The sequence below is a fragment of the Streptomyces sp. SAJ15 genome, assembly GCF_007595705.1.
Classification (GTDB): domain Bacteria; phylum Actinomycetota; class Actinomycetes; order Streptomycetales; family Streptomycetaceae; genus Streptomyces.
In genome coordinates, this window is record NZ_NISY01000018.1 from 73,740 (window position 1) to 97,644 (window position 23,905).

Annotated in this window: 23 protein-coding genes; 13 read left to right on the forward strand and 10 right to left on the reverse strand. The window is 70.6% G+C overall.

All coding sequences use genetic code 11. The annotated features are described in order from the left end of the window. The first annotated feature begins 185 nt into the window (after positions 1–185). A complete protein-coding gene (locus CD790_RS30705; protein ID WP_260868018.1) occupies positions 186–1,499 on the forward strand; it encodes an NAD(P)/FAD-dependent oxidoreductase in 1,314 nt (437 codons plus the stop codon). Between the two features lie 10 nt (positions 1,500–1,509). On the opposite strand, the gene CD790_RS30710 is transcribed toward CD790_RS30705, so the two are convergent. The 3 genes from CD790_RS30710 to CD790_RS30720 form a co-directional block, all read right to left on the reverse strand. Next, positions 1,510–1,905, reverse strand: a complete 396-nt coding sequence (locus CD790_RS30710) for a hypothetical protein (protein WP_144386663.1) — start codon at positions 1,903–1,905, stop codon at positions 1,510–1,512. 90 nt (positions 1,906–1,995) lie between these two features. Next, positions 1,996–3,090 (reverse strand): PhlD, encoded by a 1,095-nt coding sequence (locus tag CD790_RS30715; RefSeq protein WP_260868019.1) that lies wholly within the window; start codon positions 3,088–3,090, stop codon positions 1,996–1,998. Positions 3,091–3,181: 91 nt separating this feature from the next. Further along, positions 3,182–4,018 carry an XRE family transcriptional regulator gene (locus CD790_RS30720; protein ID WP_144386665.1) on the reverse strand — a complete coding sequence of 279 codons (837 nt, stop codon included), beginning with the start codon at positions 4,016–4,018 and terminating at the stop codon, positions 3,182–3,184. A 192-nt stretch (positions 4,019–4,210) separates the two neighbouring features. On the opposite strand from CD790_RS30720, the gene CD790_RS30725 reads away from it, so the two are divergent. The 7 genes from CD790_RS30725 (at position 4,211) to CD790_RS30750 (ending at position 9,869) form a co-directional block, all read left to right on the forward strand. Beyond that, on the forward strand, positions 4,211–4,933 hold the full coding sequence (locus CD790_RS30725) for an SDR family NAD(P)-dependent oxidoreductase (RefSeq protein ID WP_186319317.1): 723 nt from the start codon (positions 4,211–4,213) through the stop codon (positions 4,931–4,933). Between the two features lie 103 nt (positions 4,934–5,036). Beyond that, complete coding sequence (locus tag CD790_RS30730; RefSeq protein ID WP_144386667.1) at positions 5,037–5,237, forward strand: glycosyltransferase; 201 nt, start codon at positions 5,037–5,039, stop codon at positions 5,235–5,237. A 55-nt stretch (positions 5,238–5,292) separates the two neighbouring features. Then, a complete protein-coding gene (locus CD790_RS34985) occupies positions 5,293–5,466 on the forward strand; it encodes a hypothetical protein (RefSeq protein ID WP_186319318.1) in 174 nt (57 codons plus the stop codon). Between the two features lie 93 nt (positions 5,467–5,559). After that, positions 5,560–6,693, forward strand: coding sequence for a hypothetical protein (locus CD790_RS30735; RefSeq protein WP_144386668.1), 1,134 nt, complete (start codon positions 5,560–5,562; stop codon positions 6,691–6,693). A gap of 2 nt (positions 6,694–6,695) precedes the next feature. Further along, positions 6,696–7,982, forward strand: a complete 1,287-nt coding sequence (locus CD790_RS30740) for an MFS transporter (RefSeq protein WP_144386669.1) — start codon at positions 6,696–6,698, stop codon at positions 7,980–7,982. Next, on the forward strand, positions 7,960–8,916 hold the full coding sequence (locus CD790_RS30745; RefSeq protein WP_144386670.1) for a JmjC domain-containing protein: 957 nt from the start codon (positions 7,960–7,962) through the stop codon (positions 8,914–8,916). Before CD790_RS30740 ends, CD790_RS30745 begins: the two co-directional genes overlap by 23 nt. A 395-nt stretch (positions 8,917–9,311) precedes the next feature. Continuing rightward, a complete protein-coding gene (locus CD790_RS30750; protein WP_144386671.1) occupies positions 9,312–9,869 on the forward strand; it encodes an aKG-HExxH-type peptide beta-hydroxylase in 558 nt (185 codons plus the stop codon). Between the two features lie 109 nt (positions 9,870–9,978). Here the strand turns inward: CD790_RS30750 and CD790_RS30755 are convergent, their stop codons facing one another. Genes CD790_RS30755 through CD790_RS30765 form a run of 3 tightly spaced genes read right to left on the reverse strand, consistent with a single transcriptional unit; the run spans position 9,979 to position 12,272 of the window. After that, positions 9,979–10,644 (reverse strand): response regulator transcription factor, encoded by a 666-nt coding sequence (locus CD790_RS30755; RefSeq protein ID WP_144386672.1) that lies wholly within the window; start codon positions 10,642–10,644, stop codon positions 9,979–9,981. Continuing rightward, positions 10,644–11,798, reverse strand: a complete 1,155-nt coding sequence (locus CD790_RS30760) for a sensor histidine kinase (protein WP_144386673.1) — start codon at positions 11,796–11,798, stop codon at positions 10,644–10,646. Before CD790_RS30760 ends, CD790_RS30755 begins: the two co-directional genes overlap by 1 nt. Positions 11,799–11,804: 6 nt before the next feature. Next, the gene (locus CD790_RS30765) at positions 11,805–12,272 is read right to left on the reverse strand and encodes a hypothetical protein (RefSeq protein WP_144386674.1); all 468 of its coding nucleotides are present in this window, start codon (positions 12,270–12,272) and stop codon (positions 11,805–11,807) included. A 363-nt stretch (positions 12,273–12,635) separates the two neighbouring features. Between CD790_RS30765 and CD790_RS30770 the strand changes: the two genes are divergently transcribed. The 5 genes from CD790_RS30770 to CD790_RS30790 all read left to right on the forward strand — a co-directional run bounded on the left by CD790_RS30770 (position 12,636) and on the right by CD790_RS30790 (position 19,786). Further along, a complete protein-coding gene (locus tag CD790_RS30770) occupies positions 12,636–17,042 on the forward strand; it encodes a hypothetical protein (RefSeq protein WP_144386675.1) in 4,407 nt (1,468 codons plus the stop codon). 368 nt (positions 17,043–17,410) lie between these two features. Further along, on the forward strand, positions 17,411–17,737 hold the full coding sequence (locus tag CD790_RS30775) for a plasmid stabilization protein (protein WP_144386676.1): 327 nt from the start codon (positions 17,411–17,413) through the stop codon (positions 17,735–17,737). A 301-nt stretch (positions 17,738–18,038) separates the two neighbouring features. Beyond that, positions 18,039–18,239, forward strand: coding sequence for a cold-shock protein (locus tag CD790_RS30780; RefSeq protein WP_144386677.1), 201 nt, complete (start codon positions 18,039–18,041; stop codon positions 18,237–18,239). Between the two features lie 216 nt (positions 18,240–18,455). Next, complete coding sequence (locus CD790_RS30785) at positions 18,456–18,872, forward strand: CBS domain-containing protein (protein ID WP_144386678.1); 417 nt, start codon at positions 18,456–18,458, stop codon at positions 18,870–18,872. 29 nt (positions 18,873–18,901) lie between these two features. After that, positions 18,902–19,786: a glucose 1-dehydrogenase gene (locus CD790_RS30790; protein ID WP_144386679.1), complete on the forward strand. Its 885-nt coding sequence runs from the start codon at positions 18,902–18,904 to the stop codon at positions 19,784–19,786. Between the two features lie 182 nt (positions 19,787–19,968). Here the strand turns inward: CD790_RS30790 and CD790_RS30795 are convergent, their stop codons facing one another. The 4 genes from CD790_RS30795 to CD790_RS30810 all read right to left on the reverse strand — a co-directional run bounded on the left by CD790_RS30795 (position 19,969) and on the right by CD790_RS30810 (position 23,885). After that, the gene (locus CD790_RS30795) at positions 19,969–21,327 is read right to left on the reverse strand and encodes a phosphatase PAP2 family protein (RefSeq protein ID WP_144386680.1); all 1,359 of its coding nucleotides are present in this window, start codon (positions 21,325–21,327) and stop codon (positions 19,969–19,971) included. Positions 21,328–21,589: 262 nt separating this feature from the next. Continuing rightward, positions 21,590–22,141 (reverse strand): TetR/AcrR family transcriptional regulator, encoded by a 552-nt coding sequence (locus CD790_RS30800; protein ID WP_144386692.1) that lies wholly within the window; start codon positions 22,139–22,141, stop codon positions 21,590–21,592. A 42-nt stretch (positions 22,142–22,183) separates the two neighbouring features. Beyond that, on the reverse strand, positions 22,184–23,689 hold the full coding sequence (locus tag CD790_RS30805; RefSeq protein WP_144386681.1) for an amidase: 1,506 nt from the start codon (positions 23,687–23,689) through the stop codon (positions 22,184–22,186). Beyond that, complete coding sequence (locus tag CD790_RS30810; protein WP_144386682.1) at positions 23,676–23,885, reverse strand: hypothetical protein; 210 nt, start codon at positions 23,883–23,885, stop codon at positions 23,676–23,678. The genes CD790_RS30805 and CD790_RS30810 overlap by 14 nt, the downstream gene beginning before the upstream one ends. Between the last annotated feature and the right edge of the window lie 20 nt (positions 23,886–23,905).

Consider the following 23,905-nt stretch of genomic DNA (forward strand, 5'->3'; position numbering starts at 1 on the left):
CAAGGAGGGCGACGCCGTCCGACATCGCCCTCAACGCCTTCCGATCACAGGAAGCAGTAGTGCGGGGTGCTCATGAATGCCACACCATGAGTCTACGATCCTCGACGAGCCCTTATGCCCGCCGAAGTTCAGCAGTCGCACCACTCCCACGCACGGCACCACACCCCGAAGGGAGCGATCGGCACATGCCCAAGCCTGAGAGCGCGGGATACGACTACGACGTCGTCATCAGCGGAGCCAGCCTCGCCGGCAGCGCCGCGGCGATCCTGCTCGCTCGACGCGGTGTCCGCGTCGGACTGCTGGAACGTCGCTCGGACCCCGAAGCGTACAAGGTGCTCTGCACCCACTCCCTCCAGGCCAGTGCCTACCCGGTGCTGGACGAACTCGGTCTCATCCCCGCTCTCGAGAAGGCGGGGGCCGTCCGCAACGAGGCCCGCTGGTACACGCGCTGGGGATGGATCGAGCCGAGGGCCGCGCCGGCGGGTCCCGAGCTGCCGTACGCGTACAACGTTCGGCGCAGCACCCTCGATCCCTTGATCAGGTCCCACGCGGCGGAGACACCCGGCGTCGATCTGCTCCTTGGCCACCATGTGACCGGGCTGCTCCGGGAAGCCGGGCGAACCGAGGGGGCGCGCGCGTCGACACCACAGGGCGAGCGTGAGCTCCGGGCACGGCTGGTGGTCGGCGCCGACGGCAAGGACTCGGCCGTAGCGAAGTTCGCCGGGGTGCCCGCTCGGCAGTACGAGAACGCGCGGTTCGGCTATCTCGCGCACTTCCGCGATCTTCCGCTGCACGGCGGGTTCAGTCACACCTGGTTCCTCGAGCCCGACATGGCGTACGCGTTTCCCAACGACGACGGGGTGACGGTCATCGCGGTGCTCCCGGACAGGAAGCGGCTGCCGGCCTTCCGAGAAGACCTGGAGGGCAGCTTCCTCGACTTCGTCCGCGCCCTACCCGAGGGACCGCCCCTCGACTTCGCCGAGCGCATCACGAAGATCACCGGCACGGTCAGGTATCCGCTGCACAGCCGCAAGCCGACCGCGCCGGGCGTCGCGTTCATCGGCGACGCCGCCCTGACCGGCGACCCCCTGTGGGGAGTGGGATGCGGGTGGGCCCTGCAGTCCGCGCAATGGTTGGCGGAGTCGGTCGCCTCGGCCGCAACCGGTCGGGGTGACCTCAACAGGTCGCTCATGGCGTACGCACGCAGACACCGGCGCCGGCTGCGCGGTCACCAGTACCTGGCCGCCGACTTCGCCAAGGCCCGCCCCTTCAAGCCCCTGGAACGGCTGATGTTCTCGGCGGCGGCGCGCGACGGCGCGACACATGCACCTGTTCGCGTCCCGCCTGATCGGCCCACTGCGCTTCTTGAACCCCATGGCGGTCGCCAAGGCCGCGGCCGTCAACATCAGGCACCACGGGACGGCCGCGCCCCCCGTGCACCCGCCACACACAGGGGCATGACGGGCTCCGCCCTGGAGGTGAAACGCCGAGGGCGCTGACGGCGGCTCCTCAGCGCGGCGTTGTCTTGTCCTCCTCCAGGTGTACACGGCCTCGTCCACCGCCAGGGCAGTCGAGAGCTTCCAGGTCCAGCTCGCGGGCGCCTACTTCGGGGCCGTCGGTGCCGTCCAGGCGGACCCTGTAGGGGAAGGGGGTGGCGTACGGCCGTACCCAGGTGACGGTGCCTGTGGCTCCGGGGGACACACGATGGCGGACGATGCCCCTCTCACCCGGGTCCTGAAGCAAGCCGTCTTCGAGGTGCGGGTACGCGCCGACCAGTGCGGCCGTGAAGCGGACACGGTCGCCCCTGGCGAAACGCCGGGATGTGGGGTGCCGGTCCCCCTGTCGGACCACGCCCACCGGGCGCTGTTCGATATGGGCGGACAAATCCCGCGACGCATCTGTCATGACCACACCGTATGGAAGCCCTGACCAGGTAGGGAACGCAAAACTATGTGATCTTGGCCCCTGCATTCCGGCCATGAGGCCGAATCCCGCTCACGCGGGCAGCCGGCCCTGGTCGCGCCAGGTAGCCGTGCAGGCGGCGGTGGCGAATCCCGGTCCGAAGGCGAAGAGCACGCCGCGGGCGCCTTCGGCGGGCGGGTCGTCGTAGGTCCGGGCGAGGACGTCGAGGATGGCGACGCCGCCGAGGTTGCCGCGCTGGCGGAGGCTGGCCCAGGAGTGGCGGGTCATCTTGGCCTCGTCGTCCACGCCGGGTTCCTGGTCGATACCGAGGCCGCGTTCGGCGTCGGCGATGATGCGCGGGCCGCCGGGGTGGACGGCGACGAACTCGGGGGTGTCGATGCCGGCCCGGTCCAGGAACTCGTGGAGGGCGGGCATCACGTCGGTGGTGGACTCCGTTGCCGCCTTCGTGCTGAGGAAGTGCAGGCCCGTCGCGTCGAGCCGCCCGCGGTACCGGTCGCGGCTGACGGGGAGCACGTACTCCCACACGCTGTCGACCTCCAGGCCGGGCCCGAGTGGGGTGTCGGTCACGACGAAGGCGCCGGCCGAGTCGCCGAACAGGGCCTTGTAGATCATCGACTCGGTGGTGGTGTCGGCGTGGTTGTAGACGCTGCTGAGCGCTTCGGCGACGACCACCAGGACCCGGCTTCCGGGGTAGGCGGCGACGTGGTCGACGGCCTTGACGAGGGCTTGTGCTCCTCCGACGCAGCCGAGGGTGCTCATGGGGACGCGGCGGACGTCGCGCCGTATCCCGAGTTCGTCGAGCAGATGGACGTCGAGGCCGGGGACGGTCCAGCTCGTGGTGTGGCTGGTGATGACGCAGTCGATGTCCGTCGGCTCGAGGCCCGTCTGGGCCAGCGCTCGGGCGGCCGCGGTGGCGGCGAGTCGCGCGGCGTCGTGGTAGGCCGCGGCGTTCCGCTCGGTGATCGGCGCGTCGCCGGATATGGTCCGGTCACCGAGGGGTCTGGTGAAGCGGCGGGTGGCGACCTTGGTGGCGCGGGCGATACGCAGAAGGGCCGCCAGGCGGGGGTGGTCGTGGTGGGCGCGCGCGATGTCGGCGCAGATCTCGTCAGTGGTGATCTCGTGCTGGGGGTGCGCCAGGCTGGGACGAGAGATGTAGGCGGGGGGCACGACGGGCTCCATCAACAGGCGGTGAGGTGGGGAACAGGCTCGCGAATCGGCATAACGTCTCATATCGCTGATGAGGGGTCACCGGCCGGCCTCACTTCTTGATGTCGGCGCGGAGTACGGCGGGCGGCGAGGGGCGCTGCTCTCCCCGCCGGAAGGGCAGGATCATGAGTCGTGCGTCGGGGCTGTTGAACGGGCTGGCCGCGCACACGGTGACCCAGCCGCGACCGTGAGTGGGGTGGTCCAGCGGTCGCTCGTCGCCGTCCGGGTGGACGCGGACATCGGGGCCGTCACGGTAGATCGGGCCGGCGATCTCGTCGGCCAGGACGTCCCGCTCGATGGCCGCCAGGGTGGCGTTGGCGGGTCGTGCCGCACGCATGGCGCGAAGCTGCGGAGCGATGAACGGGGCCCAGCTGGTGGCCCAGTCCACCATCACGCCGCGGGCCTCCCGGGCCAGGAGCATCCACCTCATGGTGTTCTCCGGGACCCTGCGGTCGGGGAAGAGCTCCGCGAAGGCCGAGTTGTAGTGCAGGACGTTCCACGCGGCGTCGTTGAGGTAGGACATCTCGGTTTGGGCGTCGACGACTCGCGCCCATGAGCCGTGGACCTCAAGGCCGGCGTCCCGGGCGAGGGGCCGGGGTGGGTTCTCTCCGCGGGCGTAGCGCCACAGGATGCTCCACTCCTGCTCGGTGAGGCGGAAGAGTCGGCCGACGGCCAGGAGCAGTTCGAGTGGCGGCGTGGTCAGCGCGGCGCGTTCCAGTCGTGCGTACTTGCCGTGGCTGCCGAGGAGTTCCTCGACTTGGGTCTGGCTCAGGCCGGGGGCCCGCCGACCCGACCCCTCGGTGCGAGTGGTGAGCCCGACGTCCTCGGGGTGGATGGCGGCGCGACGCTCTATCAGGAATTTCTGCAGTAGTCCTGGATTGCCGACCATGCTTCTTCTGCCCTCCTCGGAGTTTGACAGCGCGCTGTCACTTTTTGGTTAAAAATATGCCCCTGGAAAATGCCAAGCGACTCCGCAAGGCTATCTGCTGGGGACCGAGAGTGATCTCTGTCCTTGTTCCAGGAACATGTCTAGGGGGAGTGAGCTGTGCGAACTCGTACGTCAAGAGGCGCCGGGCGCTCCGTGCTCGTCACAGGTGGTAACCACGGCCTCGGGCTCGTCATCGCGCGGACCCTGGCGGCGGACGGCGACACCGTGGCGGTGACGTATCTGTCCGGGCGACTGCCGAAGGGGGTCCTCGGTGTGCCCGCGTACCTGGGGGACCCCGGGTCCGTGGACAAGGTCTTCGACACGGTCGAGGAGGAACAGGGGCCGGTCGAGGTCCTGGTCGTCAACGCCTGCACGATCCACGACACCCTGATGCGAAGCATGCCGACCTGGTTCTATGAGCGCACTCTGACGGAGAATCTGAACAGGGCCCGTTGGATGATGGGGCGGGTCATACCGGGCATGGTGCACAGAGGTGGCGGCCGCATCATCATGGTCGCCTCCGCGGCGACCCTGGATGGCGAAGCCGAGTGGGAGGCGGGCACCGGGCACCTCGAGTTGACGCGCGCCGTCGCCGCGGAGGTCGCGCCCTACGGCATCACCTGCAACCTCGTCCGCCCCGATCTGCCGCCTTCCGGCCAGGGCAGGGTGGAGCGGACGGGGGAGCGGTACGGGTGGATGGCGGACGAGGTGCCGGCCAGCGCCGGCGAGGCGGCGGTGGCGGCGACCGTCGCGTTGCTGGCCTCGCCCTCCAGCGGCGGCATCACGGGAACCGCCGTACCCGTCGTCGGAGCGTCGGGCATCGAGGCGACCGGGGTCGTCGCGTCTTCCGCCGGGCGTGCGGGGACACGAGCGTGAGCACCGAGCTGGAGTAGCCGGCCGAGCGCTTGCGGCTGTCCGACGTCAGCCGGTACGAGACGTTCGGCATGGTCGCCGCGGAAGCCTGGCCACCGCCACCCCGGTGCTCGCCTTCGACATCCCCTGTCTCCGCGACCTCGTCACCGACGACGTCGGCGTACGGGTGCCATCCGGCGACGTCGACGCGTACGCCGAGGCCCTCGTCACCCGGGCCGGCGACCCCGCCCGCTGCGCCGCCGGCCTCACGCAAACCTGGCTCCAACTCCCTTCGAACAAACATGTGTTGACGGAACGTCAGTGTTGACCTTGCGTGGCCATGCCACCTAACATCACGTGAACGCTGTTGTCTGAAGGGAGTCATGATGGCAATGAGTCACGCCCCAGCAATTGGCGCCACCACGGAATCAGCCACCTATGAATCACTGGTCGAGGACGCGCTGCGCGAACTCTCCGCCGCCGAGTCGGACGCGGTTCTCGAGCCGGTGGGGAGTGGCGACGAGGGTCCCCTGATGGCCTGGTTCGTAGCCACCTGATCATTCCTGCAGGGCTATGGGGAGTTCCAGCCGCAGGAGATTCCCGCGGCTGGGACTCCCATCGCAACGACCACAGGCCATGGGGAGCAAGTCTTGAGCGTTGTGCAGCCCAGCCGCGAAGTGCGGGCTGGAGTCGATTCACTCCTCGACCGGTACGTCGGCATCTCGGACCGCGATCACTGCGTCGTCGCCTTCTCTCCGGACAGTCGGGAGGCGGCCGCCTGGCTGGTGGCCGGACTGAAGCAGCGAAACCTCAGCACACAGCTGATCGGCATGCGGCCGCTCGTGGACTACGAGTTCGCCCAGCGTCTGAACTCCGCGGTAGCGGCGGCCGACCCCCTGACCGGTCGGCTCGTCATTTTCACGCTCGAACGAGACACGATGTCTCACTTCTCGCCCCTCCTTGACGTGCTGCAACGGTTCGGCGGTGACCGATGCATGGTGGTGCGCGTCATCAGCGCGTCGCGGGAGTTCTTCGAGAAGGCCCTCAACCTCGGACCAGACGAACTCAGCGCCCGGAATGCCGCACTGCTGACGCGACTGACCAAGGCGCGCAGTATCAGGGTCCGCACTCGTGGCGGCACCGACCTGCGCATCCGACTCGACTCCGATCGATTCGACTGGATCAGCAACCGCGGCGTATGGCGGCCCGGCGGCTTCACCATTCTCCCGGCGGGGGAGATCGCCACCTATCCCGCCAGAATCGACGGCCGCCTGGTGGCGGACGGCGCGCTCAACTGCAACGTCATCACTCGGATCGACACCAGGCTGGCGGCTCACCCGTTGACGGTCGACATCGCCGACGGGCGCGCCACGGGCTTCGAGTGCGCCGATGACGACATCCGCGAGCTGGTGGAGCTCTGCTTCAAACAGCCACACGGCACCCGCGTGGGCGAGCTCGGCTTCGGAACCAACGCGGGGATCGACCAGTTCATCTCCGCCAACTCGCACATCAACGAACGACGAGTGGGAGTACACATCGGCTTCGGCCAGCACAACCAGGACCGTTCCGTGGTCGGCTACGAGGAGAAGGTGCATCTCGACCTCATCACGGATGGCGCGGAGATCTATATCGACGATGAGTCATCGCCTGTGGATCTGGCCGACATCCCGTTGACCGGGGACGCGCATCCCGAGCTGGTGAGGGACGAGGACATCACGGGCGACTGCTGCGGGTTCGGTTACGGTCAGTTGACCGACCCTGCCTCGGCGGCTTCGATCGGCTGAGCATGCCCAACCTGAGCAAGATGCTTACCGGACGCATGGCCGGCAGCGCCATGGAACTGCGCGACTTCCGCTTTCTCTGGGCCGGCCAGGCCGTCAGTGCCGTGGGGGACCAGCTCTTCACCGTAGCCGTGTCTCTCCGGGTGATCGAGGTCGGCGGTGACGCCGGCGACGTCGGGCTGGTGATCGGCGGCCGAATCCTGGCCATGGTCCTGTTCGCGCTCCTCGGCGGTGTCTGGGCGGATCGTGTGCCCCGGCGAAGGGCGATGATCTTCGCTGATGGATTCCGGCTGGCGGCCATCACCGTGGTCGTGCTGGGAGCGTTCGACACGGCCACACTTCCACTCGCCGTCATGACCTTCCTGGTGGGCAGCGGTGAGGCGTTCTTCCGCCCCGCATACGGCGGGCTGGTGCCTTCACTCGTCCCCGAAGAGCGGTTGCTCAGCGCGAACGCGTGGCGAGGCGCCACGGAGAGCGCAGCAGCCGTGATGGGGCCGGCGCTTGGCGGGCTGTTGGTGGCTACCGCCGGGACCCGGTGGGCGTTCACCATCAACGCCGCCACGTTCGTGGTCAGTCTGGTCTGCGTCCTCGCGGTCACCGAACCGCCGATGCGACGGCCGGAGACCCGCTCCTCCATCATCCACGAGACGCGAGAAGGTCTGTCGGCGGTGCGCCGCGTTCGCTGGACGTCGGCCGTTCTCGTCATGACCGCGGTGCAGACCATGTTCGTCGTCGCGCCCCACATGGTGCTGCTGCCGGTCATCACTCAGGAGGAGTTCGCGGGGCCTTCGGCCTACGGTCTGGTGATCGCCATGTTCAGCCTCAGCGGCCTCATCGGCACGATCGCCGTCGGGCGCGTCCCCCTGCGGCGCCCCGGAACGAGTGCGATCATCTTCAACGCCCTCTTCACCGCCGTTCCCCTGGTACTGCTCACCCCGTTCTCCATCTGGTGGGTGATGGGCGGATACATCATCGCGGGACTCGCGATGATGCCTTTCAACGTCCTCTTGCAAACCGCACTGCAGCGCCAGTTCCCCCCGTCGCTGCTCGGCCGGGTGACCTCGGTCGACTGGCTGTGCAGCCTCGCCCTGCTACCGATCGGCCTCGCGGCCGCCGGGCCCCTGGCGGACGCCGTGGGGCGCACGACAGTGCTGGTCGTCGCCGCGGTGGTGCAGCTCGGTGCCTCGGTGGCGGTGCTGACTGTGCCCGGGGTACGCGATTTCCATCAGGATGAACCGTCAGCTGTCGAGAATTCGGAGGTAGCCGGAGATGGCAGTCGAACAAGTTCTTGATGATCCGTCCATGCTGGCATCTATTCGGGACAAGCAGCCGCATGTCAGCCGCAACCTGGGTGATCTCGGCGAGGTGTTCTCCACGGAGATCGCGCAACGACTCCTTTTCGAACGAGGGCTGCGCACTCCCTATATCAGGCTGTGGCGCCACGGCGACGACATAGGAGTCAGGGACGCCGCCAAGACCAAGGGCGGAGCCGACGAGCGCCGAGTGCTGGCAGGCCTCGCGGACCCGCAGTACGTCGTGTCGCAGATGCGCGCGGGAGCGACGCTCGTCTTCCAGGCGATGTCCACGTACTGCCCCGAGGTGGCGACCTTCTGCGCGGATCTGGCTGAGGACGTCGGATGCCCCGTCGCGGCCAACGCCTTCCTGACGCCGCCACACGCGCAGGGCGCCCCGGTGCACTACGACATGGCCAGCGTCTTCATACGACAGCTGGCCGGCTCCAAGACATGGCGACTCCATGAACCACCCAAGCAATGGCCCATCAGGCGTTCGAAGCCGGGCGACAAACCGGAGACTCCACTGTCTCAGGAAGTCACTCTCCACCCAGGTGACTGCCTCTACCTGCCGCGTGGTTACTACCATGAGGGGATCACGGGAGACCAGGGGTCCGTTCACATCACGTTCTCCGACGGAGTGGAGGACCACTGGCTGGAGATCCTGCATGACGTGCTGGATCTGGTAGCCGAGCGGACCGAATCGTTGCGGGGTCGGCTGCCCGGCAGGTCCGAGGCGTTGAGCGGCCAGTCGAAGGCGATCTGGCAAACCGTCCGAGAGGATGTGTCGCGTGCCCTGGATGACCTGGGCGACGAGATGATATCCGCCCTGATCCTGCGGCGACTCCAGGCGCGCGAGCAGGAACTCGCGAGGACCGAAGCGACCTCGCTTGCTGACATCCTGGTAGTGGAGTCGAAACCCGGTGACGAGTGATGGGGGTCGGCCGCGACGAGGTGATCCGGGTCGGAATGACGTCGACCGGGACCGTGAGCCTGGTCCGAAGCTACCAACGGGCAGTCCTCCGGCGCCTCGAACCCCATCTCCCGGCAGGGCACGCACCCTCCTGCCTGCACCCCGCGCTGGTGTGGGAGGCGACACGGATATCCGCCGGGAGTGGTGCGGACCACGCTTCCGGGACCACGGCGGATCGCGAGCGCATCGCCGACCTGATCCGTGGTCTGGCCACCGCGGGCCCCCTGCCGGCGCTTGAGCATGTCGCGCTCGACGCGACGTCGTGCCCCGACTGGTGCCTCCAGGGCGCCCAAGAACTTCTGTCGGACATTCAGCGGACAACCGGCGCGAGTGATGCCGCCTTCAGCGCACCGAACATGACCGAGGCGACCGCGCACCTGGAAGCCGCCCGGGAGACCCTGCGAAGGGTATGGCCGGAGGCCGCCCTGGAAACGGATCTACTGATCCGCGTCATCGTGTACGTGCAGGCCGGCGCCTTCCGTTCGGCGACGCTTCGACAGACCTTCGGAGCCGTCTACCTCGGGACCGCCAGCGTCGAAAGCACTCCCGCCGCCTTCGAGGCGCTCCTGCACGAAACCGGCCACCACGCCCTCTACCTGCGAAACCACTTCGAGACGTTCGTGACGAACGGCGACGACATGGTGACCCACCCGCTGCGGGCCGATCCGCGGCCGGTCGCCGGCGCCGTACACGCCGCGCATGTCCTCGCGCGCATGACGTACGGACTCGCCCGCTGGGCACGGGAGCGGTCAGCGCCGCCGGAGGTCTCCGAGAGGCGTGACAGCGCCCTCCGACGTCTCCAGGGAACCATCGCGGCACTGAAGCCGGTCGCCGAGTGGACGGACAGAGGTCGGTTGTACTTCGACGACCTCCTCAGATGGGAGCAGGAACTGACGGACGCGCACCCCGGCTGATCGACGGCGGTTCGTGAAGCTCCTGCGAAGGCCGACGCGGCGCGAGCCCGCCCTCCTGCGACAGGCCGACAGACGGTCCTGCCGAGTGAGCCGGTTCGCGCCGCCCCGGTCACCGCTCGCCTGCGACGACCGCGCCGGACTCGTACGCGAACACGACGACCTGGGCGCGGTCGCGAAGGCCGAGTTTGGCGAGGATGCGTCCCACATGGGTCTTGACGGTCTGCTCGGCGAGGACGAGGGACTCGGCGATCTCGATGTTGGACAGGCCGCGCGCGATCAGGCGGAGCACGTCGGTCTCGCGTGGAGTCAGCGCGCTCAGTGCGGCGGGGCTCGGACGGTCGGTGGCGCGTCTGCGGGCGAAGTCCGCGATGAGGCGGCGGGTGATGGACGGCGCGAGGAGCGCGTCGCCGGCGGCGACGACCCGTACGGCGTGCATCAGTTCGTCGGCGGGCGCGTCCTTGAGCAGGAACCCGCTGGCGCCGGCGCGAAGCGCTTCGTAGACATAGTCGTCCAGGTCGAAAGTGGTGAGCATCAGGACCCTGGGCCGGTCGCCTCCGTCGTGGAGCAGCCGGCGGGTCGCCTCCAGCCCGTCCATCACCGGCATCCGGACGTCCATGAGGACGACGTCCGGTGCGAGGCGCGCGGCGGCGTCCAGCGCCGCCGCGCCGTCCGCGGCGTCGCCGACGACCTCGAGGTCCGGCTGGGCGGCGAGCAGCGCGCCGAAGCCCTGGCGGACCATCGCCTGGTCATCGACGATCAGGATGCGGGTACTCATCACACTCCGCGCAACGGCAGGGAGACGGCGACCCTGTAGCCGCCGTCCTGGGTGGTTCGGGCCGAGAACTCGCCGCCGAGCAGGGTGACGCGTTCCCGCATGCCCATCACACCATGGCCGCTTCCCGCCAGGGTGAGCGGCTGTCCGACAGCGGGACCGTTGTCGACGGAGAGCCGCAGCAGGTCGGGGGACCTGTGCAACCGGACCTCGACAAGCGCGCCCGGCGCGTGTCTGCGCGCGTTGGACAAGGACTCCTGGAGAACGCGGTACGCGCACAAGCCCACCGTCGGTGGCACGCCCTCCACATCGCCGACCACGTCCAGTCGCACTCCCGATCCGGCCTCGGCGACCAACGCGGCGACGTCGTCCAGCGCGGGCTGCGGCGCACGCTCGGCATCGGTGCCTTCGCCGCGCAGCAGGCCGAGCAGTCGGCGCATGTCGGTCAGCGCCTCCCGCGCGGCGCCGCTGATGGCCTTGAACTCCTCATGTGTCTCGCCCGACGTGTCCGGGAGCCGGTACGGCGCCGTCTCCGCGCGCACCGCGATCAGCGACATATGGTGCGCGACGACGTCATGCAGCTCCCTCCCGATGCGCGCCCGCTCTTCGAGCAGAGCCCGCTTGGTCCGCTCCGCCTCGCTGATCCGCTCTTGTTCGGCCAGACGCCGCCGGGTTCGGTCACGGTCGCGCAGGACCTCGGCGGCGGCCAGCACGATGCCGACTCCCACGACGGCCACCAGCAGGTCTGTCCAGTCCCCACGCGTCGGGAACAGCACGAGCAGCACCGCGGTGGCGGCCGTGAACGCCGCGCCGAGCCCTACCGCGAGCGGCCGACCCACCCGGCTCGCCGCCGCGAGCATCACCGTCAGGTACGCGGCCAGGCTGGTCACCCCCCACGGCCAAGGCTCGGCGACGGAGACCGGGCGGGTGACCACCGCCGTGACCACCACGGCCGCGAAGGACACGGACCACGCCAACAGCGGCCGCGACCGGCACCACAGCAGCGGGGCCACCCGGAGCACGGTCAGTGCCAGCGTGACGTCCGCGTCCGTCGCATAGTGCTGGCTCAGGTCGAGCCAGCCCAACACCAGCAGGACCAGCGCCCCCGCCGGCCAGATCACCGCACGCAGCCGCCTCGACGCGAAGAAGTCGTCCATCGCGGATCAGGCTATCCCGGTCGGCCCAGGCCCCCGCCGCGGTGTGCGGGGCCGGTGGCTGACGCGCGCCTGAAGCCTGGTCAGCCCCGCGACGACGCAGGTCAACACGCACAGGAACGCGTAGGCGCCGGCGGCGTGCACGGCCCACGCCCCGACAAGGGTCGGGCCACCCCATGAGTCCGGAGAGTGTCCGGGCAGGCCGACCAGGGGGCGAAGTGGGTACAGCGCACTGGCCAGCATGGTGAACCACGCGTAGCCCGTCGTGACGACGATCGCCAGGCTCACCGCCACGGCGGCCGACACGCGGAGCACCGACAGCCGGTGCGCCGCCCGCACGCCCGCCCTCGGGGCGGCGACCGCGCGAGCAGCGCCGCGCCACACAGGGGCGGAGACCGGAGCGCACAGCACTCTCCGGACCGTCGACGCGCGACCCACCAGTACCTTGTCACGGCCCATCATGGGAACGAACGACATGGAATCCTCCCGCTCACGTCGACCACCGATCGTGGTCGCCGACAGAGGCAACCGTAGGTTTCGGGGGTACGCCCCCACGACCTACGACAGAGCCAACCCGCGGGTGATACCCGGGTAGGGGGTCACCGCCGATCCGGAACGCCGGGGGAGGCGCCCACAGCCCTCGCGCCCACGGGCCTCGCGCCCACGGGCCTCGTCTCCACTCGCCGGGCCGTCGGCCGCCGGCAGTCAACTCTCCTGGCCGGCAGGGCATTTCACGCTCTCACCAACCCTCGGGGAGCGTGGCGCGCGCCTGTGTGATGGGGTGTTCCCCTCGGGCAACCGTGCGAAGACGACAGGCTACAGACGCAAGGGACGCGATCGGTGAGACCAGGCTCAGTGACCCGCTACGACCGGAGCGGTGCCCAACTGCTCGCCCTGCTGCTGGCCGGGGCCGCCCCGGGCGACGCCGGGCGGATACGTCGCCGACTGGACGAAGCGGAGCCCCGCTACCTCGCCTGGGTGCCCCTCGCCGCGGAGGCCCGGGCGAAGGCGGCCCGCGACCCCGACGCGCAGGTACGGCGAACCCTGGCCCGGGCCGAGGGGCTCACGGTCGACGACCTGGCCGCGCTGCTCGAACGCCCCGACCCCGTTGTCGATCAGCGCGTGTACGAACACGCCGAGGCCCGCCCCTGGATGCGCCGTCTCATCCTCTCTCCCGGGCGGCACCCCGAGCCCACCGCCCTCGACCCGCTGCTGGCCCGGATCCGCGCGACCACCCGGGAAGTGCCGGGGCTTCCCCGTTTCGTCGGTGCGGCGGTGGTGAGCGACGCACCCGAGTTGGCCGAGCACGCCCTGCGCGTCTGCGGCCGCGCGCTGACCACCGCCGAGCAACTGCATGCCGTACTCGGGCTGTTCGCGCACCCCGACCGGCTGCGCGGGCTGCTCGACCCGGAAACCGGCCCGGCCGCCCTGCACCCCGCCGTCGCCGACCTCGCGCGCAGCGCGCTCGACAGCGACAGCGACAGTGACAGCGACGGCGACAGCGACAGCGACGGCGACAGCGACCTCGGCGGTGACCGGCTGCGCGCCGCGGTGGCGGCCGCCGAGGGGCCGGAAGGCATGGTGGCCGGGCTTCGCGCGGGCGAAGCCGAACCGGCCTGGCGCCGTACCGTCGACTGGGACGTCATCCTGACGGCTCATCGGTCCGCGCCGCTGCCGGAGTCGGCCGTACGCGTTCTCGCCGCCCACCCCGACTGTCCCGAGCGACTGCTCGCCGACCTGTACCGCACCCATTCCGCGGTGGTCGCCGAGGCCGCACCCCCCTGCCCGGCCTTGCTGCGCGCCGCCGCCCGCACGCCCGGCCACCCCGAGCTCCTCCGGATCGCCGCCGGCCTGGGCCCGTCCGACGACCGCGCGGACCTCGGCGCACTCGTCCTCGACACCGTCGCCCCCGCCCGCACAGCGGCCCGGGCGCTGCTCGAACTCGGCCCCGGCGCCCCCCTGCGCGCCCTCCTCCACCGACGGCTCGGCGGCGATCCGCGGCGCTGGGCCACCCTGCGCACCTCCCTGTCCCGGTACAAAGGCACCCTCGCCGACCTCTTGGCGGGCATCGCCGACGGCGCGGTCCCCGAGCCCGCACCCTCGGTCACACCACCCGCCCTGACCAAGCCGTACCGGTTCCTGCTGTACGCCGCCGAACCCGACGACCTGCGCGAGCTGCTCCCGCACCTGCCCGACGAACTGCTGCACGCCCTGCTCGGCAAGGGCTCGCTGCCGGCGCACGCCCTGGAGACCGCGCTCAAAGCCTCCGACCCTCGCGTGCGGGCCGCCGTCGGCGGCAACATCACTCTCGGCATACGCGATCTGCGCCGACTGACCGAGCGCGACGAGCCGGCGGTCAACGCCGCCGTGTACCGCAACCAGAAGGCCACGCTGTCCCTGCGCCGCGCGATCGCCTCCGGCGTCCCCCGCACCCCCGGCAGCACCGAGCCCGTCCCGTTCGACGCCGGGCTGCGCGCCGAACTCCTCGCCACCGAGGACCGGTTCCGTCGCAGCCCGCTGATCACGAGCGGCGACCCGGAACTCGTCCTGCACTCCTGGGTCTCCAAGGGATGGCGGGCGAGCGACGGCGCGCGCCGCTTCTCCGTGGTCCGGGTGTGGGAACGCGGCGGCCCGGACGCCGTACGCCGGCTCCTCGACCTGGTCCCCGCCGACCCGCCCGCGATCCTGGCCGAGGCGGCCGCCGCACTGGAGCACCCCGACGGCCTGGACCGGTTCCGGGAAGGTCTGGAGCCCTACGAGGACCCCGAAGCGCTGCCCCGGGTCTTCGCCGCCCCGCGCGGCCGCAACGCCACCCGCCGACTGATGCGGGAGATCGTGCACGAGCCCTATGTGTACGACTTCCCGCGCCTGGTCGCCGCCCACCGCGAGCACCCCTTCCAGCCGGAGCCCCTCGAAGAGCTCCTCCGCCACGAGGACGTCGACGAGGCGGTCCGCCAGGCACTCACCACCCACGCCGGCGACCCCGACTCCGAACCCATCGATCACCTGCGCTCCAGGGCATACGACGCCAACCTGCACGGCTGGTTCGTCGACGCCGTCGAGCGGGACCTGCTCGGACCCGAGCGGCTCGTCGACACCGCCCGGCCGGCCGCGGCGGCCCTCGCCCACCTCCGCCCCACCGCCGCCGGCACCCGGGCCCACCGGCACGCCGTCGACCTCGTACACGAGCATCTGGCCGGCCACCCGGAGGCATGGGTCGTCGCGCTCGACCTGGTCGGAACCTTCGCCGGCTCGCTCGCCGAACTGATCACCACGGCCGCGCGGGCGGCCGGTCCCCGGCCCGACGCCGAAGAGCTGGCCCGCCTCGACATGAAGGCCCGGAACACCGAGACCCCCCAGGCGGCCGAGGCACCCGCACCCGCCGCTCCCACCCTCACCTACGCCGAACAGCGGGAGCGGAAGAAGGTCCTGGACCCGGAGGCGGCCCTCGCCTCCGCACACCTGCTCCGCGGGCTCGTCGCGGGGGCCCCGCTGCCCACCGACCCCGGTGTGCTCGACGCCCTCGCCCGTACGCACCCGGCCGACTTCCCCGGCCCCGTCCCTCCCGACTGGCTCGTGGAGGCGTGTGACCGGTATGCCTCGCCCGACACGCGCCGGCGCCTCGCCGAGAAGACGGGTGACCGAGCCGAGAAGGACGAACTGTTGGCCTGTCGGCAGGGGATCGTCACGCCGAGCGACCTGGTCGCCCGGACGCCGGCACGCGAGATGTCCCCGCTGCCGAGACGCTGGTTCATCCGCGACGTGCCGGCCGCCGCCGTCGTGCGTGCCGCGCGCCGGCTGGTCGCCGACCGGCTCGGCACCGACCCCGAGCGGTGGCTGCGCGCGCTCGCCGCGATGGACGGCGACGGCGCCGAGCGGCCTTTCGTCGAGGTGCTCGAACACGGCAGCACGAACACCGTCGCCACGGTGCTCACCCCGGCAGGCGCCGGGCTCCTGCTCCACGCGGGCACCGACGCTCTCGCGGCCGTACTGCCGCGGCTGGACGCGCGGGCCACGCTCACCCTCACCGAGCGCGCCCGCGAGACCGACCACATGCCCGACACCCTCCTCGACCACCTGTTCGCCCACGACGACCGCTCCGCGCTGCTCGTCCTCGCGCGAAGCTCACGCCGCCGGGACCTGAATCTCAGGCTCCTGGCAGTCGACGACCCCACGATCAACGCGACGCTGTACGGGGTCGTCCACAGCGGTGGCTCGACCGTCGAGATCCGCCGCGTCATCCTCTCCCGCCAGCCCCAGGGCCGCGCCGCCGAAGGGCCGGACGACCTCCTCCCGCTCGCCCCGGAGCTCCGCGAACGGCTGCTCGCACGGCATCACTTCGACAAGCGGTCGGCGAAGTACCACCGCGTTCTGGTCGAAGCGGCCGACCCCGAACTCGTGGAGCACGCGCTCGCCTCGTGGGGCAGGCGCGTTCCGCTGCCCGACCACCTCCTGGCCGCGCGCAACGCCCTTCGTCACGGTGGTCCCGACCGTCTGCGCTCGCTGATCGACCGCGGCCTGCTCAGCGCGGGTGCCGCCAAGGTCGCCACGAAGGCGCTGGCCGCGCCCGACCCGGACGCCGTCCTCACCGCCCGTCTCGACAGGGAACTGGGCACGGAACGCCTTGTCGCCAAGCTCCGCACCTGTGGGGAGTACGAACACGAGGAGATCCTGGACCTCCCCTACACCCGCGACTGGGACGTCCTGATCAAGGCTCACGAAGAGGAGCCGTTCCACTTGCGGGTATGGGGCGCCATCGCCCGGCTGCCGGACGCTCCGGAGGAGCTCGCGCCGGCGGCCTTCGCGTACTGGTCCTGCTTCATCGACCGCACCCTCACCGACCGCGGCCCCGGCTGGGCCCGTGCGGCCATCGGGAACATCCCGAACCTGTCACTCGCGCGCAAGGAGTGGGCCGCCGTCCTCGACGCCCTTCTGGAACAGGGCCTGCTCTCCGGCAAGGAGATCATCCACGGCGGCGCCATGGCCAACCGCATGCTCCAGTACCTCGCCGAGGCCACCGTCCGCCAGGAACTCCCCACCGCCCTCCGAGCAGCCGTTCAGGACGCCACCGACGAACTCGCCGCCCTGGCCGGCAGGCTCCTGGGCACGGACGACGCGGCCTGGCAACGTCTCTTCGCCGCCCTGACGGGCAAGGACCCCCACTGGCCGCTGACCGACTCCCACACCACCGCCGCCGCCCTCCTCCACCACGCAGCCCGCACGCCCCTCGTCCCTCCCCGCCCCTGACGTCCCACACGAGGAGGAAGCGCGGGCCGCGGGCGGCCGGGCCGACGTAACCGAGGTACCGACCCGGCCGCCCGCGGCCCCATGGTGCGGCGGGGTCGGCGTGGCGCAGCGCCGTCGTGTCCCGGGGGATGGTGAGGATACGAAGGCGCTGCGCCGGTGGGGGCCGGGACTCCAGGACGGCCCGCTCACCGGACAGCACACACCATGCGCTCGGCGCCACCGCCCGATTGCCCCGATCATCGGCGTGGCGCCGGCCGTCGCGGGCGGGCGGGATTCCACCGCCCGGATGGGCGCCTCCTCTTGCTCCGGGGGCCCGACCGGCACACGCTGAGTACAAACCCGTAGAAACCACAGAAAGCCGGAGTGTCATGCCCAGAGGTTCCAGCCCCAAGCGTGAGCGGCAGTACGAGCACATCAAGGACAGCGCGAAGGATCGGGGCGAGAGCGAGAAGCGGGCCAAGGAGATCGCCGCCCGCACGGTCAACAAGGAACGAGCCCGCTCCGGCGAGTCCAAGTCCGCCAGCCGCAGCTCCACCCAGGACATGTCCTCCGGGAAGCGCGGCGGGCAGCGCTCCGGCAAGGGCTCACAGGGTCAGACCTACGACCAGCTCTACGCCGAAGCCCAGCGCCGCAACATCGAAGGCCGGTCCAGCATGAACAAGGACCAACTCAAGCGGGCCCTCGGCGGCGGATGACACCACCGCCCGAACGAGGCGACAGGCGACGGCGCCCGACGAGCCGAGCGGGCGAGAGCGCGTACGGCGAAAGTCTCGAGCACCGATGCGATCAGCGGCCCCGCCGGGCACACGGCCGTCCTCGCTGCCGCGCGCCAGCGCGCCGGACGCGCTCCGCGTCGCGACACGTCTGTTGCTGCCGAGCGTCGTCGGAGGGCGGCCCGCTGCCCGCGACGCTCGACCAGCGTGTCGTCCACCGGGCGGAGACCGCCGTGAGGTGACAATGGGGCGGTATCGACACCGCTAGGGAACAGGAGCGGCCGTGGCGCAGGGCACCGTCAAGTGGTTCGACGCCGAGAAGGGCTTCGGCTTCATCCAGCAGGACTCCGGCCCGGACCTCTTCGTCCACTACTCCGAGATCCAGAGCGCCGGCTACCGCACGCTGGAGGAGAACCAGCGCGTCGAATTCGAGGTCACCCAGGGCCCGAAGGGGCCCCAGGCGACGGCCGTGATCGTCATCTGACTCGTCGAGCCCTTCCCCGGAAGCGCGGCGGGAAGCCGGGCGGGTAGGAGCGTCGGACGGGCCGGCGGGTGGGGGCCGGGATCTCGGCCCCCCTTCACGCCACCCTGCCTTGCCACGCCAAGGCAGGGGAGTAGCGGCTCCGATCGCGGGAAGCCGCACGGGAGGTGACGATGAAAGTGCCACCGGACAGGACCTCGATCTAACGGGAGGCTGATCATGACCGTGGCGAAGGACATCATGCACCCGGGTGCCGCGTGGATACCCCGTGACACGGACCTCGCCGAAGCGGCCCGCAGGATGCGGGACCTGGACGTCGGTGCCCTGCCGGTCGCCGACGAGAGCGAGCGGCTGTGCGGCATCATCACCGACCGCGACATCGTCGTGAAGTGCGTCGCGGACGGACGGACGCCCTCCGAGCTCACCGCGGGCGACCTGTCCGAGGGCACCCCCCGCTGGATCGACGCCGACGCCGACGTCGAAGAGGTGCTGCGCGAGATGGAGAACAACCGCATCAAGCGACTGCCGGTCATCGAGAACAAGCGCCTCGTCGGCATCATCACCGAGGCGGACCTGGCCCACCACCTCAGCGACGAGCAGATCGCCGAGTTCGTCGAGAAGGTGTACGCCCGCTGAAGCGGATCCGTGATCGGGAGAATCGCGCGATGACCGCCCGCCAGCCGCCGAACCCGGTGGAGCAGTACCCGCGACCGGAGTTCCCGCAGCAGGACCAGCCGCACCCCGGCGACACCGAGCGCATGGAGCCCCGGCCCGACCACGGCGAGAGTTCGTACCGGGGCAGCGGCCGCATGGAAGGGCGGCACACGTTGATCACCGGCGGGGATTCCGGCATCGGCCGCGCCGTCGCCCTGGCCTTCGCCCGGGAGGGGGCCGATGTGGTCTTCACCCATCTCCCCGAGGAGGAGCGGGAGGCGGCGGAGACGGCGCGGCTGGTGACGGATGCCGGACGCCGGGCCGTCGCCGTGGCCTGCGACATCCGCGACGAGGACGCGTGCCGATCGCTGGTCGAACGTGCGGTCTCGGAGTTCGGCCGCATCGACGTGCTGGTGAACAATGCCGCGTACCAGATGTCGCAGCCCGAGGGCATCGAGGAGATCAGCACGGAACAGTTCGACCGGGTTCTGCGCACGAACCTCTACGGGATGTTCTGGCTGTCCAAGATGGCGTTGCCGCACATCCCCGAGGGCGGCAGCATCATCAACACCACGTCGGTCCAGGCGTACCAGCCGAGCCCGCATCTGCTGGACTACGCGACGACCAAGGGAGGGATCGTCACCTTCACCCAGGGGCTCGCGCTGATGCTGGTGGACCGGGGGATCCGCGTCAACGCGGTCGCGCCGGGTCCGGTGTGGACTCCGCTGATCCCCGCGACGCTGCCGGACACGGAGTCCTTCGGGAAGCAGGCGCCGCTGGGCCGGGCCGCCCAACCCGTCGAGATCGCCCCGGCGTATGTGTTCCTCGCCTCCCAGGAGTCGAGCTACATCACGGGGGAGATCATGAACGTGACAGGTGGCACCCCCCTGCCCTGACCCACCCGTGGGGGGCGCGCAGGTCCACGGCCGGTCGCCACGGACCGGCTCCCGCTGCCGTACGGCCTGTCCGACGGGGCCGTAGCTCACCACGTCGGACAGGCCGGACACGTCCTTGAGACCCGCTGGCTGGACACGGTGCCTGATACCGCGCGAAGCGCCCACCACCAGTGCGACATGACTCAGACCAGTTCGGGTCGCGGTTCCGGGTCCGGTCGCGGCGCCGGCACGGTCTTCGGCTCCCACCGTTTGGTGGTCCGTGCGTAGCCGTAGATCACCGAGGCCATCGCCAGAAGGAGGAGCGGTCCGAACAGCCACGGGTGCCGGGCCATTTCCATCGGCAGATAGCGATAGGACACCAGGAGCACGGCGAAGACCGTGGTGCCGTAGGCGACCAGCTGTAGGCCCGAACGATCCCAGCCACGGTCGTAGGAGCGCAGGGCGGCCTCGACCGTGAGCGCGAACACCACGCCGGCAATGAGATCCACGCCGTAGTGGTAGCCGAAGCCCAGCGTCGCGCCGAGCGTGGCGAGCAGCCAGAACGTGCCCGCGAACCGCAGAATCCGTGAGCCCGCGCGGGAATGGATGAAGATCGCGAGAGCCCACGCCGTGTGCAGGCTGGGCATGCAGTTGCGGGGGGTGATCCCGTCGTACGGCACGGGGTGCGGGGTGGTGATCGACGGCGGCGTGTCCGGCCACAGGTTGGCCACCGCCCACTCCACGCCGCCGGTACCGGAGGTGCCCGGGCCGTAGGCGAAGATCGGTCCGACCACCGGGAAGATCATGTAGACGGCCGGCCCGAGCATGCCGATCACCAGAAAGGTGCGCACCAGGTGATGGCGTGGGAAGCGGCGCTCGACCGCCACATGACGCAGCTGGTACACCGCGACGACGATCGCGGCCACCGCGAGCTCGGCGTAGACCCAGTCGAGAAGATGGGTGCCGATCGGGGCGGTGGCCTCGAGCATCCGGCCCGCCAGCCACGACGGGTTGCCCAGCGCGTGATCGGCGGTCGCCACGTACGGGTCGAGCACCTCCGGGCGCGTCTTCGAGGTGATGAGCAGCCAGGTGTCGCCGATCTTGCGGCCGGCCACCAGCAGGAGGCCCAGCCCGACGCCCTTCAGCAGCAGGACACGTTCCCGGCCGGTGCGGCGCGTGACGGCGATGACCGCACAGCCCAACATCACCCACAACGCGCCGTTGCCGAAGTAATGGCCTTCGGGTACCTCGGCGTCGACCGCCCACCGCACCAGCACGAAGACGATGTCGATGCCGATCGCCGCGCCCGCCGCGATGAACCGCTGCCGCCAGGTGAGCACCACCAGCATCAACGCCATGCCGCCGTACAGCGGACCCGGCTTGGGGGGGAATATCACCTCTCGGGCCTGGTTGGTGATCGGCCCCGGTTGGCCGCTGTAGTGGCGCGCGGCCACCTCCAGCGCGATGAGGAATCCGAGGGCGACCACGCCCGTCGCGGCCCACAGTATCGCCCGTGGTTGGCGCCACGCGGAGAACTTTATTCTGTTTATTCGCGAAAACACCCGCGATGCTATAGGTATCAATTCTTTGACCGATTTATTAGATGTTTAGTTAAAGAGGTGACTTCGTGCCGGATTGCGTGGTTTTCCGGTGAAGGACGGGCGATGAGGGCGCTCGTCGAGGGTCCGATCATCCCATCGGTGCGGTGCGGGTGGCTTCGCCGGTGGTCGGGGGAGAAAAACGCCCGCGCGAGCGCGAAGAGGGCCGCACCCGCCGGGTGCGGCCTTTCACGTTCCAGAAAGTGTTCAAACGGGCTTTCCCCGATCACTGGTCGGCCGGGCCGAGGGTCGCTGTCACGAGCCGACGCGCGTACGCGATGTCGAGCCCATGGGGGCGGAAGAGGATGCGGTACATCAGGGGGGCGACGACGTGGTCGATGACCGTTTCGACGTCGGGTGTCCTCTCCCCGCGTTCGGTCGCGCGACTGAGGATGACGTCGATCTGTTCGGCGGCATACGCGGAGCACCGGCCGGCGTTGCTGCCGTCCGGGTCGCCGAGCAGGGCGTCGCGGATGTAGGCGCGACCGGTGGGCGAGGACATCTCGTCGAGGAACTGCTCGGTCCAGGCCGTCAGGTCGGCCGAGAGGGCACCGTGGTCCCGGGGCGCGGTGTCGGGTCTCAGGCGCTCGACCGCCACGTCCGACAGCAGCTCCCGCAGGTCCCCCCAACGACGGTAGATCGTCGACGGGGTGACGCCCGCGCGCTGGGCGATCAGCGGTACCGTCAGGGCGTCCCGGCCCATCTCCGCTTCGAGTTCGCGTACCGCGGTGTGCACCGATGCCTGGACCCGGGCGCTGCGCCCACCGGGACGCACCATCTGCCTGCTCACGCGACCCACCTTAACGCGAAATCGTTGCTTCTAGTGGGCTTCCGCCTGGGCTTCCGCCTGGGCTTCCGCCTGGGCTTCCGCCTGGGCTTCCGCCTGGGCTTCCGCCTGGGCTTCCGCCTGGGTTTCCGTCTGGGTTTCCGCCTGGGCTTCCGTCTGGGCGAGCCCGCGGGCGGGTCGGGTCTGTTCGTAGGCGTGGCCGACGCGGAGAAGCACGCGCTCGCCGAGAGGCCGCCCCAGGAGTTGCATGCCGATCGGCAGACCCGCCGCGTCGTGGCCGACCGGCACGGACAGGGACGGGACTCCGGTGATGTTGGCGGGGGACGAGAGGCGCACATAGGCGTCGGAGACACCCTCGACGGTGCCGTCGCCCCAGGTGATCACCTCCTGGCCGGCCCGCACGGCGGTCGCCGGGACGGTGGGGGCGGCGATCAGGTCGACCTCCCGCAGCAGGCGGGCCCATTCCCGCCGCATGAGGGTGCGGGAGCGCTGGGCGCGCAGGTAGTCCCCGGCGGGCATCAGCGCGCCGGCCTCCAGGAGGACGCGGACGTCGTCCTGGTAGAGCTCCGGGACCGTGCGCAGCGTGGCTTCGTGGTAGGCGGTGGCCTCGGGCACCATCAGGCCCCACTGGGTGGCCTGGACGTAGCGGGCCATCGGGATCTCTACGTCGACGAGGCGCGCGCCGAGGGCCTGGAGCTGGTCGATGGCGCGACGGACGGCGGCTTCGACCTCGGGGTCGACGCGGTCGAAGTAATAGGTGCGCGGCACGCCGATCCGCAGCCCCGCAAGGCTCGCGCTCGCGGTCGGCCGATAGTCGACGGCGGGCGTGGCCAGTGAGGCGGGATCGCGCGGGTCGTGCCCGACCAGCGCGTTCAGGACCAGGGCCGCGTCCTGGACGGTGCGGGCGATCGGGCCGACGTGGTCCAGCGACCAGGACAGGGACGTGACGCCGTGGCGGGGAACGAGCCCATAGGTCGGCTTGAGGCCGACCGTTCCATTGAGTGCGGCGGGCACCCGGATCGACCCGCCGGTGTCGGTGCCCAGGGCGAAGGTCGCGGCGCCCGAAGCCACGGCGACGGCGGATCCGCCGCTCGACCCGCCGGCGACCCGGTCGTGGTCCCAGGCGTTGCGCGTCTGCGGGGTGGTCAGGCCGTACCCGAACTCGTGGGTGTGCGTCTTGCCGAGCAGGACCGCGCCGGCCGCCGTCAGGCGCGCGGCGACCGTGCTGTCGGTCTCCGCGCGGTGGCCGGCGCGGACCCGGGAGCTGGCCGATGTCGCCATGCCGGTCACGTCGATCAGGTCCTTCAAGCCCATCGGAACGCCGTGTAGCGGACCGCGGTAGCGGCCGGTCGCGATGTCGCGTTCGGCTTCACGCGCGGCCCTGCGGGCGTGCTCGGCGGTGACGGTGACGTATGCCTGAAGGCGTGGTTCCACCCGTTCGACGCGCTCCAGGACGGAATCCGTCAGCTCGACGGGAGACAGCTCTCGAGCGCGGATCGCGTCGGCGGCCGCGGCCAGGGGCAGTTCATACGGCTGCATCGTGCTTCTCCTCTTCCACGCGGTAGGCGGGGGCGGGCGGGGTGTCCCCGAAGTCCAGCTCGCGCAGGACCGCGACGACGGAGTGGATGTGACGGGCGACGGCGGCGACCGCGGCGTGGCGGTCGGCGGGCAGCGGAAGCCCGGCGCGGGCGGCCCACCGGGCGGCGTCCGGCGGGGCGAGGTCAGAGGCGGACATGGACTTCTCCCCTCGGGCTG

Bases quoted from the DNA above. Each gene is read 5' to 3' on its own strand.
- CD790_RS30705 (WP_260868018.1), top strand. From the start codon at position 186: ATGCCCAAGCCTGAGAGCGCGGGATACGACTACGACGTCGTCATCAGC.
- CD790_RS30710 (WP_144386663.1), bottom strand. From the start codon at position 1,905: ATGACAGATGCGTCGCGGGATTTGTCCGCCCATATCGAACAGCGCCCG.
- CD790_RS30720 (WP_144386665.1), bottom strand. From the start codon at position 4,018: ATGGTCGGCAATCCAGGACTACTGCAGAAATTCCTGATAGAGCGTCGC.
- CD790_RS34985 (WP_186319318.1), top strand. From the start codon at position 5,293: ATGATGGCAATGAGTCACGCCCCAGCAATTGGCGCCACCACGGAATCA.
- CD790_RS30740 (WP_144386669.1), top strand. From the start codon at position 6,696: ATGCCCAACCTGAGCAAGATGCTTACCGGACGCATGGCCGGCAGCGCC.
- CD790_RS30745 (WP_144386670.1), top strand. From the start codon at position 7,960: ATGGCAGTCGAACAAGTTCTTGATGATCCGTCCATGCTGGCATCTATT.
- CD790_RS30750 (WP_144386671.1), top strand. From the start codon at position 9,312: ATGACCGAGGCGACCGCGCACCTGGAAGCCGCCCGGGAGACCCTGCGA.
- CD790_RS30755 (WP_144386672.1), bottom strand. From the start codon at position 10,644: ATGAGTACCCGCATCCTGATCGTCGATGACCAGGCGATGGTCCGCCAG.
- CD790_RS30760 (WP_144386673.1), bottom strand. From the start codon at position 11,798: ATGGACGACTTCTTCGCGTCGAGGCGGCTGCGTGCGGTGATCTGGCCG.
- CD790_RS30765 (WP_144386674.1), bottom strand. From the start codon at position 12,272: ATGTCGTTCGTTCCCATGATGGGCCGTGACAAGGTACTGGTGGGTCGC.
- CD790_RS30775 (WP_144386676.1), top strand. From the start codon at position 17,411: ATGCCCAGAGGTTCCAGCCCCAAGCGTGAGCGGCAGTACGAGCACATC.
- CD790_RS30785 (WP_144386678.1), top strand. From the start codon at position 18,456: ATGACCGTGGCGAAGGACATCATGCACCCGGGTGCCGCGTGGATACCC.
- CD790_RS30790 (WP_144386679.1), top strand. From the start codon at position 18,902: ATGACCGCCCGCCAGCCGCCGAACCCGGTGGAGCAGTACCCGCGACCG.
- CD790_RS30800 (WP_144386692.1), bottom strand. From the start codon at position 22,141: ATGGTGCGTCCCGGTGGGCGCAGCGCCCGGGTCCAGGCATCGGTGCAC.
- CD790_RS30805 (WP_144386681.1), bottom strand. From the start codon at position 23,689: ATGCAGCCGTATGAACTGCCCCTGGCCGCGGCCGCCGACGCGATCCGC.
- CD790_RS30810 (WP_144386682.1), bottom strand. From the start codon at position 23,885: ATGTCCGCCTCTGACCTCGCCCCGCCGGACGCCGCCCGGTGGGCCGCC.